Source organism: Methylorubrum pseudosasae (genome assembly GCF_029504475.1).
Lineage (GTDB): Bacteria > Pseudomonadota > Alphaproteobacteria > Rhizobiales > Beijerinckiaceae > Methylobacterium > Methylobacterium extorquens.
In genome coordinates, this window is the sequence record NZ_JAQGDU010000002.1 from 74,992 (window position 1) to 90,108 (window position 15,117).

Sequence of the window (15,117 nt, forward strand, 5' to 3'; positions counted from 1 at the left end):
TGATCGGATTAGGGGCCCACGTCGAAGATCGGGCCGGCCACGACGCCGTTCTTCGCCCGGTGGTTCTCCGGCGAGACCATCTGCGTGAAGGTCGAGGAGAAGGTGAGGATCTCGCCGAGCTTGCCGGAGCGGATCAGGTCGATCGTGGCCAGCGTCGCCGGCTCGAAATGCAGCCGGTAGGCGACCATCAGCTTGGCCGAGGAACTGGCCTGCGCCGCCATGATCTCCCGACACTTCTCCGTGGAGATCTCGAGCGGCTTCTCCACCAGCACGTGGATGCCGGCCTTGAGCGCCGGGATCGCGAACTCGGCGTGGCGCCAGTTCGGGGTGGCGAGGTAGATCGCGTCGATCGTGCCCGAGGCGAGCAGCGCGTCGAACTGCTCGTAGCCGTAGGTGTCGGTGACGCCGTACTGCTCGCCGACCCGGCGCGCCTTCTCGGGATCGCTGGTGACGAAGGCCGTGACCTCCGAGTTGCCGGTATGCGCCACGCCCGGCAGCATCGCCTCTTGCGCAATGTCGCCGAGGCCGACGAAGGCATATCGCACGGTCTTGCCCTCGACGGGGCGGGGGATGGTCTGGCCGGTCATGGAAGACTTTTCCGTGGGCGGGATTGGCTGACGAAAGGTCGGGACGAGCCGGGCGGCCGCGATGTCGTTGCCTCCCTCGGGGCAGACCCCGTTGGGCAGACCGCGTTCGGGCCGCACATGATCGGACAACAGGCCGGGGGGCGATCTGCTCCGCCTTGATCCGGCAAGGCTGATTGCGCTCGCAGGCAAGAATGGCGGGAGCCGGCCGGTCTCAACCGTTACCGGAGCCGGTTCGAGCCCGCGGCCACGACCGAGCGATTCCGCTGACAATCAAATGTGAATGGAGGGCAACGGTCCTCGCGGGCGCTTGATACCGCCAGATCCGGCGATCTAATGCGCCGGATGGGCCGGCTCGACAGTATCGATGATCTTCGCGTCTTCGACGCCATCGTGCGCGCCGGTAGCCTGTCCGGTGCCGCGCAGGACCTCGATGTTTCGCTCACCCTGGTCTCTAAGCGGCTCAAGCGCCTGGAGGCGCAACTCGGCGTCCGTCTGCTCCAGCGAACGACACGCCAACTCGGGCTGACCGAGGAGGGGCAGGAGTTCCTGGGGCGCTGCCGGGTGGCCCTGGACGCCATCCAGGCGGCGGAGGAGGTCTGCGGCGACGGGGCGAGCGGCATCGTCCGTGTGACGGCCACAGCGGCCTTCGCGCAGCGGCAGATCGCGCCGCGCCTGCCCCGCTTCCTCGCCCGCCATCCCGGCATCTCGGTCCAGATCCTGACCAGCGACGACGTTCTCGACCTTGTGGAGCGCCGCATCGATGTGGCGATGCGGCAAGCGCCCCTTGTCGACAGTCGCCTGATCGCCCGTGCCCTCGTTCCGGACGCGCGGGTTCTGTGCGCCTCGCCGGCCTATCTCGCGCAGGCCGGAACCCCGCGCGATCCCTTCGACCTCGTCGGTCATGCCTGCCTGACGGTGGGCGATCCGGCGCCGACCCAGTGGCAGTTGTGGCGCGGTGAGGAAGCGGCCGCGGTCCCGATCCGCTCCGCGGCCGGCGGCAACGACGGGGAGATTTGCCATGTCGCTGCGTTGGCGGATCTCGGCATCGCGATGAAGGCCGCATGGGACGTGGTTGACGACGTGCGGGCCGGCCGCCTCGTGCGCATCCTTCCGGAATGGTGGGGCGGGACGGATCGATGGGTCCGCATCGTCTATCCCGCGCGTCTGCACCAGCCCCGGCGGGTTCGCGCCTTCATCGCCTTCATGGAGGACGAGATGACACAAGCCCTGGCCGCGAGCGCAGATCTCGGTCTCTTCGAGGCTGCGGCCCTGGCGAAGCTGCAGCCGCGCATCGAGGCCGCCCGGTGCCGTACCGGGTCCGGCCTCGCCGAGGCGGAGCCGGGCTGACAGACCCGCTGAAGACGGGTTTCGGACAGGCCCGTCAGAGCGCGGTGATCAGGGAGAGAGCGCCGAGGACAATCCCCGGGGCATTGGCGAAAGAAACCGGCCAGTCCCGGCGCAGCGCGCCGTAGGTCGTCCACAGGCCGCAATTCACCACCGTGGCGAGCGGCTGAATGACCGAGCCCTTCTGACCGGAGAGGTTCAGCTGGATCTGGTCGAGATAGGACGCGAACATGAGGACGCCGGTGATGGTCGCGATCCAGCCGAGCCAGCGCACGAAGCGATCGCCGGCGCTGACGCTGGCAGCCCGATTGATGACGTCTACGTCCGAACTCAAAAGTCTTCCCTTTCGGCAGGAACTTGCCGTCCACGGTCGGCGACGGATCTCACTTGCGCGCACCATGGCCGGCCATCGCTGCCGTCCATGGTGTCACCCACTAACGCGCAGCGGCGGCCGGCAGAACTGTCCGGAATGGCAACACACCCTGTCGAACCCGGCCATGACGGCCCGATCATCGATGCCCTAATCTCGGGACGGATGGGATCCCGGGGAGGGTTCGTCAGGACGATGGCGATGAGTCGGCGCGACCTCGGGAAGGCAATGTACGGCGCCGTGCTGGCGGGGGCCTCGACGGATGCGGCGGCCGAGGCCGCGCCCGGAGGTGCCACGCCCAAAGGTGCCCCAGGCGGAAACGTGACCCTGATCCGCGGCGCCTACGTCATGACCATGGATGCCACGCGGGGCGACCTGCCCGAAGCCGACATCCTCGTGCGTGACGGGCGCATCGCTGCACTCGATCGCGCTCTGCCGGTACCGGCGGGCGCCGACATCGTCGACGCGGCGGGCGCGGTGGTCCTGCCGGGCTTCGTCGATGCCCACACCCATGGCTCGATCAGCCAGATGCGGGGCCTCTACGGCAACACGCCCGAGACCGCTTTCTTCCCCGTCACCAACCGGCTCTCGGCGCACTACACGCCGGAGGACACCTATCTCGGCATGCTGCTGAGCGCCGTGGAGAACGTGGCGTCCGGCATCACCACCACCGCAGACTTCTTCGACATCGTGCGCGACCGCGATCACGGCCGAGGCCGGCCTCAGGGCGCTGCAGGACGCGCCGATCCGGGCGAGGCTGCTCTACGGGATGAAGAGCAAGACCACGGCGGACCCGATCGATCTTGCTCATGTCGAGGAATGGCAGCGGGGCTGGGCACAGCGCTCGGCGGGCGGCCGCCTCTCCCTCGGACTCGCCTGGCGCCTGCCGCAGGACCTCGACGACGCGCAGGCCTGGACGATCAAACAGAGGGAATGGGACGCGGCCCGACGGCTCGGGCTGCCGATGCAGGTCCATGTCAGCGGCACGGTGCCGGGACGGGCGGCGGCGATGTTCGACGCCCTGATCGGCCGGCGGATGCTGCATCCGAGTCTGCAGGTCATTCACGCGACGGACGCCCGGGACGACCAACTCGCCGCGCTGGAGGAGGCCGGCTCCGGCCTCGTGGTCACGCCCCTGACCGAGCATCGGGTCGGCTACGGCCTCACCCGGATCGATCGCTTCGCCGGGACTCGGCGCCTCGGTTTCGGCCATCGACGGGAGCGCGCTGGCGGGCTTCACCGATATGTTCGCCCTCATGCGCCTCGTCGCACTCACCCAGGCCGGCGCCACGCGTGACGAGACGGCCGTTTCGCCCCGTCGGCTCCTGGAACTGGCGACGGTCGGCGGCGCCCGGGCTCTGGGCCTGGACGCGGAGATCGGCGCCCTCGTGCCGGGCCGCGCGGCTGATCTGCAGATCGTTCGGCTCGACGCATGGCACCTCGCCGGCTTCGACGGCGGCGATCCATCGGGACTGCTGGTCTACTCGGCCCCGCCCGGAGGATGTCGCGGACGTCATGGTCGGCGGCCGGTTCGTGAAGCGCGACCGTCGTCTCCTTGGATTCGATGCTGCGGCGCTTCTTGGCCAAGCCCGCTCGTCCATCCGAGGCATCCGTCGACGTGCTCTCCGGGCTGATCCTTGAGCGCGTATGAGCCGATCGTTCGTTTTGGCGTGAAGCGTGGCCGAGTGCCTGCAGCCCTTCGCAGACGCGCCCGCTACGCGCCTCGATCGTCCCTTCGGTTCTGGAGCCAGAGCAGTCTCGACGGTCGTTGAACGGCCGGGATGCGACAAGCCGCCCCCCGCGACTGCGTGCCGTCTCTTAAACCCTCAGCCGCGGAGCGTTCCGGCCGCCCGAACATCTCAGAGTTTCAACACCGCGAGCGATTTCGCGGCCCCGCGCTGCTCCAGATCGAGGCCGTGCTCCCGGATCTCCGCATCGGTAAGTTCGCGCAGCACCTCGGATTCGGCGTCGGCACCGACCGCCTCGGAGACGACCAGAAGGGCGTCCTGCTCGTCGCCTGCGACCACCAGAACCGGCACGGTCCTCGGTTCGCCTCCGTCAAGTCCCCGCGCCGTCACCTGCACACCGTAGGCCTTGTTCATTGTCTACCATTCCTGATCAGTATCGCGGCCGTCGCGGTTGCTCTGCTGGGAGCGGATTTACGGTCCTCCGGCGAGAGAGCCCGTAATCACCATAATCAACGCGTCGATATCGATCCGCCCTTGGATGTCGACAAAGCCGTCCTCCGCGAGGCTGACCTTCGGTGCAGCATCCGTCGCCTCCGCTTGACGCTGAAGTTCCGTCAGGATGGCGTCCCTGAGCGTGGTCTGCAGGTCCATGATGTATCCTCCATATCGGGTCGTCCGACGTCGCATGTCCAAGCGTCGCGGTCGCGCAGGTTGAGAGACACGCCCCTGCGAGGTCTCACGCCTGTTTCGGCTGCCCGTTCGATGCCGTGAGGCCGCCATCCACCGGAAGGTTCACGCCGGTGACGTAGCGCGCATCCCCGCTCGCCAAGAAGGCGATCACGTCGGCAACCTCATCGGGTTCAGCTCCACGGCCGAGGGGGATCCGCTCCGCGAAGCGCTTCATCAGGCCCGCATCGCCCTTCATGTCCTCGGTCAGGTCGGTGAAGGTCAGGCCGGGATTGACCGCGTTGACCCGCACGCCTCTCTCGCCGAGTTCAAGGGCCAGCGAGCGCGTGAAGTTCGACACCGCACCCTTGGCCGCGTTGTAGAAGCTCATGTTCCAGTCGCCGCCGAGCCCCGATACGGATGAGACGTTGACGATGTTGCCGCCGCTCCGGATCAGATGCGGCAGGGCGGCGCGCGTGCAGAAAAATACGCCGTCCACGTCGATGGCCATGACCTTGCGCCAATCGGCGACGGACGCCTCAAGGAGCGGGCCGGTCGGAACGATGCCGGCATTGTTGACGAGGATGTCGAGGCGGCCGAAGCGCTCGACGGCGGCGGCGATCAGAGCCTCGGCATCACCCTGATCGGACACGTCGCCGGTCTGCACCAGAACGCGATCCGGTTCGAGATCGGCGGTGACGCGCTCAAGCTTCTCCCGCGTGCGGCCGTTGAGCACGACCGATGCGCCGTCCTGCGCGAAGCGCCGCGCCGTCGCGGCCCCGATGCCGGAGCCTGATCCCGTCACGATCACCACCTTGCCGCTGAACCGGGTCATGCGCTGGGCTCTCCACGTCGTCGCTCATCGGTCGCTGCGGCCACTGCGGGCGTCGAGGCCATCTCGCAGGGCTAACCGGGCGAGGCGGCATTCGTTCTCGATCGCAAGGCCATCAAGGGGCGCCCTCGTCGTAGAAGGCGCGTCCGTGCTCCCTGTTTCGGTCCTCGCCCGCCGCGAGCCGGTCCGCCACGTAGCCGGTCACGAAGGCATAGATCGCCTTATGCAGGAGATCGACGCGTTGCTCGTCGAGTGGCCAGGTCCACGGCGGGGCACCGGCTCCCGTGACGTTCTCCAGGGCCTGATCGTTGAAGAGCCGTGCGTTCAGGAACAGGAACGAGGCGACCGAACCTCGCATGCCGTGCTCGGCCATGAGGGCTCGAAGCGGGCCGAGGGCGATGCCCTGGCCCCAGTGCATGGCCCAGTTCATCACGATATCGTCTCGGTCGGGCTGCGAGCGACCAAGCAGCCGTTGCAGGGTATGGGCCGGCACGAACGAGTTCGGCCGGCCGGTCAGGCTCTGCTCGATCTTCTCGGCGATGGTCATGGCCGCCACTCCGGCCGCCCCTGCCAACAGACCTCGGACCAGGACACCGCCGGCCGCCCCACTGCGCTTGTCTGTTCCAGGACGATCGGGATCGACATCGGGGCGAGCCATCGGCGAGATCCTTGGTCGGGCCGGCCGGCAGGTCATCGGCCGCGCTTTGAGGGGCCAACCCGGCGCTCGCCTTGCAAGTTCATCGACCGGTCGCCGCCGGCATGGCCTGCCTTGCGCCACGCGTCGGAACGCGCCCAATCCGCCATCTGCCGGACACGCACCCTCACATGAGCTTGGCGATCAGGAGGAACCCGAACCCCACGGCCAGGAGGCTTCTCGAGAGTCGGGCAAACGCGCTGACGCCCACGCCATCATCAAGCGCTCGCAAGTGGGCGACTTGTGCGAAGATCGCCGCCCAGTAGGCGGACCACAGGCTCAAGACGGCGCTGGTCAAGGTCGGCACGGCCCCGCTTCGCGCTCAGGCCTGCGCACGCCGTTCCCACCGCCAGGACGCAATCGCGTGCTGTCGCGCCTCGAAGGCCCGCCGAACGGGTGTGCCGTCTTCCCCCCGTCCCTCGCAACCGTAGCCGAACCGGAGGACGCCGTCGGGACCGTAGAGGCGGACCATCTCGGATCGCCACGCGCGATCGGTTCGAGCCAGAACGGCTTCGGTCTCGTTCAATCGGTTCACGTCCATCGCGGTTATCCTGGGCATCGGGGATACGCGTTCAACGCGATCCAACACGATCCGCTCCCCCGCACGCCTCGGCGAGCCTGTGCCACGAGAGGCGCTTCCCCTCATTTTTCGAAAATCGGTGCAGGGCGAGATGCGGCACTTACGGCACGTGCGGAGCGCGAACCGAGAGGAGGGAGACGTCGTTGTGCACGTATGTCCGACCCATCGTCTGCCCCAGCCTCCGACCAAGCCATCGACGCGCGCCGTCGCGAGATGGCGATCGAGCATCTCCTGTTCGGCACAATCCGCTTCGTCGCCAAGCGTCATCCCGATCTCCTGGATGAACTCGACGGCAGCCTCGACCACCTGTGGGACAAGGCCCATGGCGACGATCGAGACGACGAGGCGGTGCGGGAGGTGGCCCGACGCTTCCTCAAAAGCCTACGCGCCGAGCGTTAGCCGCCAGAGCGACGGCAGCCGCGATTGCGCGGATGCTCGTGACCTTCCGCAACAGTCAGGTTCCGATGCCAATCCGGTCGCTTCCGGACGGCCACGGGGCAAACAGCAATTCTCGCTCCTTGAGCTTCTGAGGAACGGCGAAAGCACGGGAGACGCGTCGTCGGCTGCTAGCTCCCTCTCGCGCTGCCCGAACGTTCGTTGAGCGTGCCTCAGCCCCGGGTGATCAGAGGAAGCCGTGGGCGCGCAGGGCTCGGATCGACGTGGCCGCGCCCTGATGATGGATGAAGACGCCACCGGCCTCTTCCCAGCGGTGCCGATGGGTGTCCCAGTCGTCGACCAACGCGTCGCCCGGACGACAATGCTCGCGCTTCAGCGCAGCGGTCGTCGTGATCATCGGCGTGCCAGGGAAGTGGCGCTCGGCCCAGCACCGCTTCTGCGGCTCGGCCCAGTTTCCGCGGGGCAAACCGGTGAGGATGACAGGTTCGCAGGACCTGACGGCCTCGTAGAGCTCCCGCGCGTCCGGCAACAGTGCGAGCTCCGCGAAGAAGTCGGGCTCCGCCGCCAGCCGGCTCCAAAATTGCTTCATTCCGAACCGGCGCTGAAAATCCTCCGGGGACATCCCGAGTACGCGTGACGCTCCGCCGTTGAAGTCGGCGAGGACCCCGTCGCAGTCAAGAAACACCGTCGGCATCCTCGCGCCCCACTCTCTCATTGTCCTGCTTTGGCGGTCGCGCGAGCGCGGCCAGATGTGTAACGAGGCGGCGCGGGTTTCGGATCACGGGCAACATGAAGCGCGACACTGCGCTCGGATCGAGACTTGAAGCGCCGGACCGCCAACGTCATAGGCGTCGCAGCCGGACAGCGACGGGGCGGAGCCATAGGTGACCTCCGCGCGTGCCGTCGCGCCATCGCGTCGAGACGCGATGGCGGCACCAAGCGGGCGGACGGACATGGACAGCACCACACATACTCTCGTGCTCGTGCGGCACGGCCAGAGCGAGGACAACGAGCGGGAGCTGTTTTCAGGCTTGCGAGACCCTGCCCTGACCGCTCGCGGCGTCAACGAAGCGCGTGCCGCCGGCCGCAGGCTGAAGACGCTCGGATATCGCTTCGACCACGCGTTCACGAGCCGGCTCCAGCGTGCTCAGCACACGCTCGCGCTGATCCTTGATGAACTGAGCCAAACCGACCTGCCCGTGCATGCGGACGCGGCCTTGAATGAACGAGACTACGGCGCGCTTGCCGGTTTGAACAAGACGGAGGCTCGTGCCCGGTTCGGCGTCGAGCAGGTCCGCTCCTGGCGGAAATCTTCCGACGCGGTGCCGCCCGGCGGCGAGAGCTTGGCCATGACGGCAGCGCGCCTGTGGCCGTTCTTCGAGCGTGCCATCGCACCTCGCGTTCAAAGCGGCGAATGCGTGCTCGTCGTAGCTCACGGAAACTCGCTACGATCCCTGCTCATGCAACTCGATCAAGTCGCCCCCGCAGACATCGAAGATGTCAACATTGGTACAGCGGAGATGCTCATCTACCGCAGCAACACAGATGATCAAACGCTCGTCCGGGCCGCTGCGATCGCTTGTTCGAGTTAGAGAGGAAGCCTCAGAAATCGGGTCGTCTCGCGTAGGGGCGAGTCGCGGCGGATGCCGCTCCGCTCGACCCGACCGGCTGCGCGACATCGGCCCCTGTGTCGGCGCTCATGTAAAGTGGCCGGTCAGTCCCTTTTGGACACCGATTGGCACCATCGAGGGCGACATGAGCTGGGAACTGCGCCGGCCGGGAGACCTCGAGGCCGCCACCTGCTTCGTGCAACCCGATGACATGCCTGGCTGCGTACGGATCTCTCACGACCTCAGCAGGGACACCACCAGCCCCTCACATGCCTCGGCCAATTTCATGGACCTCCAGCGAGTGAGCTAGTGAGCCGGGCATCTGACGGAGACGCGCAGCGGAGGGCTGCGCAGCTCGTGATGATTAGGCGAACGAGTGGAGCGATGAGGCTGAGCCCGTCGGAAAGATAATGCGTGATCGCGATCGTCGCAGTAGCATGATGCAAAATTGTTGAGTCTCAGCCAAGAGGCGCGGCAACCTATGCGCCGAGCGCATAATCGGCATTTGGTATCTGGTATTTGGTATCTGGTATACCAGATAGTCTCGGGCGGTGGCATAACCCTGCCAACGCAAGCAACCAAACGGGACGCCTACCATGATCGCTCTTCTCGCTGCTGCCGCTGTCGCTGCTGGTGCTGCCAACGTTGCCTTGGTCGCCTTCATGGCTGACCGTGTATCTCCGAACGGTAGCGCCGCTGGCGAGTTCGTTGCCATCACCGAGACCACTCCTGCTGCTGCCCAGGCCCGTGCTGTCCGGGCCGGCAACGAGAACGTTCCGGCCCAGGCTGCTAAGCTCGCTGCATAAGCCAGCCCTCACGCTGCACTGACCCTGCAAATTGATGAGCCCTGCCAGATCCTGGCGGGGCTTTTCTTTTGCTCAAGGCCAGCGGGAAATCTCGCGCGAGGCCGAAATCAACCTTGGTGCGTTCGGCTCGGATCGCTTTGACTCTAAGAGGAACACGCCGGGTGCTCTCGGTATGACGAGGACGTTGGGAAGGGCGAGACTTGCCAAGGTCGACATGAGCGGCGCTTCGAGGAGCCGCCACGTCCGGATGTCCCCCTGCGGCGTCGCGGCTCGTGGAGCGCTCCTGGGGAATGCCCCGTGGAAGTGCGCCCCGGTTATTGCGGAAGCCGCATCTGCTTGCGGATGCCTTTGTCGAAGGCCCCTGCCGGCACGAAACGACGTAGCAGGCTAACCCGCCGGGCCATCTTGCCGACTGTATAGCGGACCTTCGGCACCGTCGCTTTCGCCGCCTTCACGACCGTCTCGGCCACCGCCGCTGGCGCGTCGGCGGCCGCCATGACGTCGCGCATCAGGCGCTCCTGACCGGCGCGCGCGGCGTCGTAGACGGCGAGTGGCGCGTCCGGAGAGACGAGGTTCTGGTCGAATGCGGTGCGCGTGTAGGCAGGTTCGACGAGGACGACCCTGATGCCCTGTGTCCTGACTTCGTGATCGAGGGATTCGGAATAGCCTTCGAGCGCGTGCTTGCTCGCGGCGTAGAGCGCCATGTAGGGCGCGGGGACGAGCCCGAAGAGCGAGCTGATGTTGACGATGCGGCCGCCCCTGCCGGCTCGCATCAAGGGCAAGACGGCGCGGGTCATGCGGATGGCCCCGAACAGGTTGACGTCGAACAGGGCCTGCGCCTGCTCGATGGAGGACTCCTCCGCGCCGCCGCTGATGCCGAAGCCGGCGTTGTTGACCAGCAGGTCGATCCGCCCGGTCCGCGAGGAGATTGTCTCGACTACGCCGGCGACCGACGCATCCGAGGTAAGGTCGCAGGGCAGCATCGTGATGTCGCCCTCCACGACTTGGTCGACTTTTCGGCTCGTGCCGAACACCCGGTAGCCCGCGGCCTTCAAGGCTCTGGCGGTCTCCAGGCCGATGCCAGAGGCAGCCCCCGTGACGATTGCGACCCTGGTTTCGGGCTGTGCCACGAGGTTCTCCTCTCAGGCCGGCACTTCTGTTGGGCGCTCTCGGTGTAACGATCCCCGGATGTGGTGTGACGGGTCGAGCCTGAAGCGTTTGGGCTCTTTCGTCCAGGCCTGACAGATGAACGCGTAGGGTGTGAGGCCCCTCATCGCATCGGCGAAGCGATGCGCCGCGCGGCCTGCAATAGGATCTGGTTCAGGGCGCCCTTTCGCCCGGGTTCGGTGAATCCGCAATCAGGATTTCATGTGGGAGATGTTCGCGCGGCTTGAGCCAGCTCCGATGGCACTCTGCTCGGAGCGGGCCCTTAGGCAAGCCTCAAGGATTGGCGTCGACGGCTGATCTAAGGACCGGCGTCCAGCGGGCAACCTCGCGCTCGACGAGCTTCTGCAGCGCGTCGGGTCCGGCCTCCGCGTCTTTCGGCACCGTGCCGCCGAGCTCGAGGATACGCCTCTTCGCGCCCGGATCCTTGAGCGCCGCATCGAGGGCGGCGACGAGCTTGGCCCTGACATCCACCGGCAGCCCCTTCGGTGCGAAGACGGCGTTCCAGGCGCTGACCTCGTAGTCGGGCAGGCCCGCTTCCTTGGTGGTCGGCACATCGGGCAGGCTCGGGGAGCGCTCGGGCGTCGCGATGGCGTAAGCCTTGATTGTGCCGCCGGCGATCTGCGGGGCGACGTTGACGATCTGATCGGTCATGAAATCGACCTGTCCGGCCATCAGGTCGTTCAGCGCCGGCCCGGTGCCACGATAGACGACGAGGGTGGGCTTGGCACCGACGATCGAGTCGAACAGCACGCCGGTCGAGTGCGAGACGGAGCCGACGCCCGCATGGGCCTGGTTGATCGAGGCGCCACCGGCCTTGAGCCCCTCGATGAAGCCCTTGAGGTCCTGCGCCGGCATGGCCTTTTTGGCGACGATGACGATCGGCGTGCCGGCGGCGAGGCCAATGGGATCGAAGCTTTTGGCGGGATCGTATTTCAGGCCCTTGAACAGAGCCGGTGCTGCACCGTGCGTGCCCATATGGCCCATCATGATGGTGTAGCCGTCGGGCGAGGCCTGCGAAGCCCGCGTGATGCCCGTCGTGCCGCCGGCGCCGGTCACGTTCTCGATGACGACCTGCTGACCGAGAGCCTGTGACATCGGCTCAGCGACGATCCGCGCGATGACGTCGGTCGGGCCGCCGGCCGCGAAGGGTACCACCATGGTGATCGGGCGCTGGGGATAGGTGTCGGCCGCAGCGCCGAATGCGGCGAGCGCCGACAGGAGGCCGATGGCGAAAGCCCTTCTCATGTTCCTCATCCCTTTCTTGTTTTCCTGTCGCCGGAGATCCCTGCGCCCACCGGGCGCCGAGCCGGTCAGGCTTCCGTAAACACCTCGTCGCGGCTTCGCCGCAGCGACGGCAGCAGCGCCGCCGAGAGAATGGTAAAGGCGACGAGGAACAGCAGCGCACTGAGCGGACGCTCCAGGAAGACCATGGGATCACCGCGCGACAGCGTAAGCGCACGGCGCAGGTATTCTTCCATCAGCTTGCCCAGCACGAAACCCAGCAGAAGCGGTGCCGGCTCGAAGCCGAACTTGATGAGCGCGTAGCCGAACACCCCGAAGGCCGCGATCAGCATCACGTCGGTCGGCAGAGCGTTGATCGAGTAGATGCCGATCGAGCAGAACATCAGGATCGCGGGGAACATCAGCCTGTAGGGCACCTTCAGAAGGCGCACCCAGATGCCGACCAGCGGCAGGTTGATGACGAGCAACATCAGGTTGCCGATCCACATCGAGGCGATCATGCCCCAGAAGAGATTGGGGTTCTTGGTCATCACGCCGGGCCCCGGGATGATGCCGTGGATGGTCATCGCGCCGACCATCAGCGCCATCACGGCATTGGGCGGGATGCCGAGGGTGAGGAGCGGGATGAAGGCCGTCTGTGCGCCGGCATTGTTGGCGCTCTCCGGACCGGCGACGCCCTCGATGGCACCGCGGCCGAAGCGGCTCGGGTCGCGGGCGATGCGCTTCTCGACGGTGTAGGCTGCGAAGGGGCCGAGGACGGCGCCGTTGCCGGGCAGGATTCCGAGCAGCGCCCCAATTGCGGTGCCGCGGAAGACAGAGGGCGCCGCCTGCCGTAGTTCCGCCAGCCCCGGCAGCAGGCGGCCGATACGGGCCTGCGCGATTTCTCGCGTGTCGGACTGATCCAAGTTGCGCAGGATCTCGGCCACCCCGAACAGGCCCATCGCCAGCACGGAGAAGTCGACGCCGTCTGTCAGGAAGGTGAAGCCGAAGGTCATCCGTTCCTCGCCGGTCTCAAGGTCGGTGCCGACGCACGCGAACAGGATGCCGACCAGGATCATCGCCACGGCCTTCAGAACGGAGCCGTGCGCGAGGACGACGGCAAAGGCCAGCCCCATGACCATCAGGGCAAAGTATTCCGCCGGTCCGAAGATCAGCGCGAGGCGTGTGAGCGGTGCGCCGAGCGCCGCGATCAGGACGGTGGCAACGGTGCCGGCGAAGAACGAGGCAAGCGCGGCGGTGCCGAGCGCAATGCCGGCCCGGCCCTGGCGCGCCATCTGATGCCCGTCGAGGGTGGTGACGACAGAGGTCGCCTCTCCCGGGATGTTGACAAGGATCGCGGTGGTCGAGCCGCCATACTGCGCCCCGTAATAGATGCCCGCGAGCATGATCAGCGCGCCTACCGGATCGAGGCCGAAGGTGATCGGCAGGAGCATGGCGATGGTTGCAATCGGCCCGACGCCGGGCAACACGCCGATCAGCGTGCCGACGAGGCAGCCGAGGAAGCAGAGCAGCAGGTTCTGCAGGCTCAGCGCGACGCCGAAGCCGAGACCCAGATTGGAGAGGAGATCCGGCACGGGCTTGCGCTCCCCATCAACCGGTCATCGCGTGCCGGGCGACATCGGTCCCGCCCCGCCGCGCAGACCGGCGCAGCAGGAGCAGCAGACCCAGTCCCACCAGGGCGAGCGCCCCGGCCGCCAGTCGCAAGAGCACCCGTGAGGAGACCGTTCCGCTCGCCGCCTTGATGAGCGCGTTGGGAAAGAGCGGGATCGGCAGGTTGAGCAGATCGCCGAACAGCAGCATGCACCCGGCCGTGAGAAGCAGCGCCAGGATCACAAGCTCGCGAAACCGCGCTTCAGGAGACGCGTAGCCCGCGAGAATGACCGCGAGGGGGCCGGCGACGATCAGGCCGAGGCCGGGTGTCGTGATGGGGCCGAGGGCGGTCGGCCGGATCGTCGCGGCAAAGGCGAGAATCGCCAGGACGACGACGATCGGGCCGCGCAGGCCAAACGTCTGAAGCCCTGCGCCGCCACGGACGAAGCCCGTCGCGGCAAGCAAGACCCCGCAGGCGGCCACGCCGATTGCAACCCAGTGCGGCAGCATGCCGGGCCCCATCGCACCGAGGGTGCCTCGCGATAGATCGCCCGCGGCCCAGACGCCGGACATTCCGAGCAGGACGAGGCCAAGGCCAGCTGCCACGTTCTGCGGCACGCGCGAAAGCGCATGGCCCGACCCAGCGCCACTCGATCGGTCGCTCATCGTCCCCTCTCAACGGGCATGCCCGCACCGGTGCTCCCGTTACGCGTCGCGCAAAGAAAACGACCAGCCCCTCCCACGAGGAATTTTATCCAGATCTTAGGCTGCGAAGCTAAATTTCGGCAAGACCATAACACCCGCGAAATCGCTCATCTCCCACGCCTTCTGTTATCGACAACAGGGCCGGCGGGGGACGCGCTATCGCGGCTCCTTTCAACATCAGCATTCGAGGCAAGCGTTGACGGGTCGATGCCGAAGATGCGTGTGCGCGCCGGCTCAGGAGCGAAAGGTTTGCCGCGGGTGAGCCCTCTGCGAATTCTCATGGTTGGCGCATGCTGCGCCATTGGTCTTGACCGCGGAGCTCCCTCTTTAGGCGCTCGTTATGCCGCGCCGGAATGATGGGGAGCTGTGTGCCGCAGGCGTGGCATCGATCGTCGGCTCTGCGAGTTGACGACTGAGCACATCACACCGGGAGAAATGCCATGGACGAAGATCGCTTTAACATCGAGTTGCGCAAGTTTTTGAAGGAAGTCGGCGTCACCTCGCAGCGTGAGATCGAACGTGTCGCCCGCGAGGGTCTCGCGCAGGGCGGCACGTTGAAGCTGCGTATGACACTCACGGCCGAGAATGCGCCGCTCGAGCACGTCGTCGAGCGGACGATCTCGCTTGGTGAGGGTGCAGACAGCTAAACACTCTCGCTTACGGGAAGTTGGTGGCAGGTCCGGCTGAAAGCGTCTGGCGCTTCATGCCCAGCGTGTAGCGGGCTCGGGCATGTCATCAGCCATGTCCGTGTTCACTGACGTGATCCGCATCCGCGGACACAGTGCCGGGTGCTTGAGCGGGCCCTTCGCCGCTCCCTGGCGCCCCCGACACGGTTCGATC

The 15,117-nt window shown here is 66.7% G+C and carries 19 protein-coding genes and 1 pseudogene; 8 read left to right on the forward strand and 12 right to left on the reverse strand.

The window, feature by feature from the left end; translation table 11 throughout:
• Positions 1–8 precede the first annotated feature (8 nt).
• Complete coding sequence (locus M2437_RS01175) at positions 9–587, reverse strand: Gfo/Idh/MocA family protein (RefSeq protein WP_499006368.1); 579 nt, start codon at positions 585–587, stop codon at positions 9–11.
• A 333-nt stretch (positions 588–920) separates the two neighbouring features.
• On the opposite strand from M2437_RS01175, the gene M2437_RS01180 reads away from it, so the two are divergent.
• Positions 921–1,934, forward strand: coding sequence for a LysR family transcriptional regulator (locus tag M2437_RS01180; RefSeq protein WP_253389171.1), 1,014 nt, complete (start codon positions 921–923; stop codon positions 1,932–1,934).
• Positions 1,935–1,968: 34 nt separating this feature from the next.
• Here M2437_RS01180 and M2437_RS01185 read toward each other — a convergent pair whose 3' ends face one another.
• Positions 1,969–2,265 (reverse strand): SemiSWEET family transporter, encoded by a 297-nt coding sequence (locus M2437_RS01185; protein WP_253389172.1) that lies wholly within the window; start codon positions 2,263–2,265, stop codon positions 1,969–1,971.
• Positions 2,266–2,655: 390 nt separating this feature from the next.
• On the opposite strand from M2437_RS01185, the pseudogene M2437_RS01190 reads away from it, so the two are divergent.
• The 3 genes and pseudogenes from M2437_RS01190 to M2437_RS01200 all read left to right on the forward strand — a co-directional run.
• A pseudogene (locus M2437_RS01190) lies at positions 2,656–2,973 on the forward strand (amidohydrolase family protein); the annotation flags it as partial.
• Positions 2,974–3,070: 97 nt separating this feature from the next.
• Positions 3,071–3,598 (forward strand): hypothetical protein, encoded by a 528-nt coding sequence (locus M2437_RS01195; RefSeq protein WP_499006369.1) that lies wholly within the window; start codon positions 3,071–3,073, stop codon positions 3,596–3,598.
• The gene (locus M2437_RS01200) at positions 3,558–3,935 is read left to right on the forward strand and encodes an amidohydrolase family protein (protein ID WP_499006371.1); all 378 of its coding nucleotides are present in this window, start codon (positions 3,558–3,560) and stop codon (positions 3,933–3,935) included. The genes M2437_RS01195 and M2437_RS01200 overlap by 41 nt, the downstream gene beginning before the upstream one ends.
• 225 nt (positions 3,936–4,160) lie before the next feature.
• Here the strand turns inward: M2437_RS01200 and M2437_RS01205 are convergent, their stop codons facing one another.
• From M2437_RS01205 to M2437_RS01225, 5 genes are all read right to left on the reverse strand, one after another.
• On the reverse strand, positions 4,161–4,403 hold the full coding sequence (locus M2437_RS01205; RefSeq protein ID WP_253389174.1) for a hypothetical protein: 243 nt from the start codon (positions 4,401–4,403) through the stop codon (positions 4,161–4,163).
• Positions 4,404–4,460: 57 nt separating this feature from the next.
• Positions 4,461–4,640 carry a hypothetical protein gene (locus M2437_RS01210; RefSeq protein ID WP_253389175.1) on the reverse strand — a complete coding sequence of 60 codons (180 nt, stop codon included), beginning with the start codon at positions 4,638–4,640 and terminating at the stop codon, positions 4,461–4,463.
• 85 nt (positions 4,641–4,725) lie between these two features.
• Entirely contained in the window at positions 4,726–5,490 is a 765-nt protein-coding gene (gene budC, locus M2437_RS01215) for a meso-2,3-butanediol dehydrogenase (protein WP_253389176.1), read from the reverse strand.
• A gap of 112 nt (positions 5,491–5,602) precedes the next feature.
• Complete coding sequence (locus M2437_RS01220; protein WP_499006373.1) at positions 5,603–6,145, reverse strand: hypothetical protein; 543 nt, start codon at positions 6,143–6,145, stop codon at positions 5,603–5,605.
• 163 nt (positions 6,146–6,308) lie between these two features.
• Positions 6,309–6,488, reverse strand: coding sequence for a hypothetical protein (locus tag M2437_RS01225; RefSeq protein ID WP_042508749.1), 180 nt, complete (start codon positions 6,486–6,488; stop codon positions 6,309–6,311).
• 426 nt (positions 6,489–6,914) lie between these two features.
• Here M2437_RS01225 and M2437_RS01230 point away from each other — a divergent pair, with 426 nt between their 5' ends.
• Complete coding sequence (locus M2437_RS01230; RefSeq protein ID WP_012252957.1) at positions 6,915–7,160, forward strand: hypothetical protein; 246 nt, start codon at positions 6,915–6,917, stop codon at positions 7,158–7,160.
• Between the two features lie 223 nt (positions 7,161–7,383).
• Here M2437_RS01230 and M2437_RS01235 read toward each other — a convergent pair whose 3' ends face one another.
• Positions 7,384–7,851 (reverse strand): 5' nucleotidase, NT5C type, encoded by a 468-nt coding sequence (locus tag M2437_RS01235; RefSeq protein WP_253389177.1) that lies wholly within the window; start codon positions 7,849–7,851, stop codon positions 7,384–7,386.
• Between the two features lie 259 nt (positions 7,852–8,110).
• Between M2437_RS01235 and M2437_RS01240 the strand changes: the two genes are divergently transcribed.
• Together M2437_RS01240 and M2437_RS01245 are read left to right on the forward strand one after the other, a co-directional pair.
• Positions 8,111–8,749, forward strand: a complete 639-nt coding sequence (locus tag M2437_RS01240) for a 2,3-bisphosphoglycerate-dependent phosphoglycerate mutase (protein WP_253389178.1) — start codon at positions 8,111–8,113, stop codon at positions 8,747–8,749.
• A 614-nt stretch (positions 8,750–9,363) separates the two neighbouring features.
• Positions 9,364–9,573, forward strand: a complete 210-nt coding sequence (locus M2437_RS01245) for a hypothetical protein (RefSeq protein WP_080577098.1) — start codon at positions 9,364–9,366, stop codon at positions 9,571–9,573.
• 314 nt (positions 9,574–9,887) lie between these two features.
• On the opposite strand, the gene M2437_RS01250 is transcribed toward M2437_RS01245, so the two are convergent.
• The 4 genes from M2437_RS01250 to M2437_RS01265 all read right to left on the reverse strand — a co-directional run bounded on the left by M2437_RS01250 (position 9,888) and on the right by M2437_RS01265 (position 14,238).
• Positions 9,888–10,703 (reverse strand): oxidoreductase, encoded by an 816-nt coding sequence (locus M2437_RS01250; protein WP_253389179.1) that lies wholly within the window; start codon positions 10,701–10,703, stop codon positions 9,888–9,890.
• Between the two features lie 310 nt (positions 10,704–11,013).
• A complete protein-coding gene (locus M2437_RS01255; RefSeq protein WP_253389180.1) occupies positions 11,014–11,985 on the reverse strand; it encodes a tripartite tricarboxylate transporter substrate-binding protein in 972 nt (323 codons plus the stop codon).
• Between the two features lie 65 nt (positions 11,986–12,050).
• The gene (locus M2437_RS01260; RefSeq protein ID WP_253389181.1) at positions 12,051–13,556 is read right to left on the reverse strand and encodes a tripartite tricarboxylate transporter permease; all 1,506 of its coding nucleotides are present in this window, start codon (positions 13,554–13,556) and stop codon (positions 12,051–12,053) included.
• Positions 13,557–13,572: 16 nt separating this feature from the next.
• Positions 13,573–14,238, reverse strand: coding sequence for a tripartite tricarboxylate transporter TctB family protein (locus tag M2437_RS01265; RefSeq protein ID WP_253389182.1), 666 nt, complete (start codon positions 14,236–14,238; stop codon positions 13,573–13,575).
• 479 nt (positions 14,239–14,717) lie between these two features.
• On the opposite strand from M2437_RS01265, the gene M2437_RS01270 reads away from it, so the two are divergent.
• On the forward strand, positions 14,718–14,924 hold the full coding sequence (locus tag M2437_RS01270) for a DUF6494 family protein (protein ID WP_003604821.1): 207 nt from the start codon (positions 14,718–14,720) through the stop codon (positions 14,922–14,924).
• Positions 14,925–15,117: the final 193 nt, after the last annotated feature.

Bases quoted from the DNA above. Each gene is read 5' to 3' on its own strand.
- M2437_RS01175 (WP_499006368.1), bottom strand. From the start codon at position 587: ATGACCGGCCAGACCATCCCCCGCCCCGTCGAGGGCAAGACCGTGCGA.
- M2437_RS01180 (WP_253389171.1), top strand. From the start codon at position 921: ATGCGCCGGATGGGCCGGCTCGACAGTATCGATGATCTTCGCGTCTTC.
- M2437_RS01195 (WP_499006369.1), top strand. From the start codon at position 3,071: ATGAAGAGCAAGACCACGGCGGACCCGATCGATCTTGCTCATGTCGAG.
- M2437_RS01200 (WP_499006371.1), top strand. From the start codon at position 3,558: ATGCGCCTCGTCGCACTCACCCAGGCCGGCGCCACGCGTGACGAGACG.
- M2437_RS01205 (WP_253389174.1), bottom strand. From the start codon at position 4,403: ATGAACAAGGCCTACGGTGTGCAGGTGACGGCGCGGGGACTTGACGGA.
- M2437_RS01210 (WP_253389175.1), bottom strand. From the start codon at position 4,640: ATGGACCTGCAGACCACGCTCAGGGACGCCATCCTGACGGAACTTCAG.
- budC (WP_253389176.1), bottom strand. From the start codon at position 5,490: ATGACCCGGTTCAGCGGCAAGGTGGTGATCGTGACGGGATCAGGCTCC.
- M2437_RS01220 (WP_499006373.1), bottom strand. From the start codon at position 6,145: ATGGCTCGCCCCGATGTCGATCCCGATCGTCCTGGAACAGACAAGCGC.
- M2437_RS01230 (WP_012252957.1), top strand. From the start codon at position 6,915: ATGTCCGACCCATCGTCTGCCCCAGCCTCCGACCAAGCCATCGACGCG.
- M2437_RS01235 (WP_253389177.1), bottom strand. From the start codon at position 7,851: ATGCCGACGGTGTTTCTTGACTGCGACGGGGTCCTCGCCGACTTCAAC.
- M2437_RS01240 (WP_253389178.1), top strand. From the start codon at position 8,111: ATGGACAGCACCACACATACTCTCGTGCTCGTGCGGCACGGCCAGAGC.
- M2437_RS01245 (WP_080577098.1), top strand. From the start codon at position 9,364: ATGATCGCTCTTCTCGCTGCTGCCGCTGTCGCTGCTGGTGCTGCCAAC.
- M2437_RS01255 (WP_253389180.1), bottom strand. From the start codon at position 11,985: ATGAGAAGGGCTTTCGCCATCGGCCTCCTGTCGGCGCTCGCCGCATTC.
- M2437_RS01265 (WP_253389182.1), bottom strand. From the start codon at position 14,238: ATGAGCGACCGATCGAGTGGCGCTGGGTCGGGCCATGCGCTTTCGCGC.
- M2437_RS01270 (WP_003604821.1), top strand. From the start codon at position 14,718: ATGGACGAAGATCGCTTTAACATCGAGTTGCGCAAGTTTTTGAAGGAA.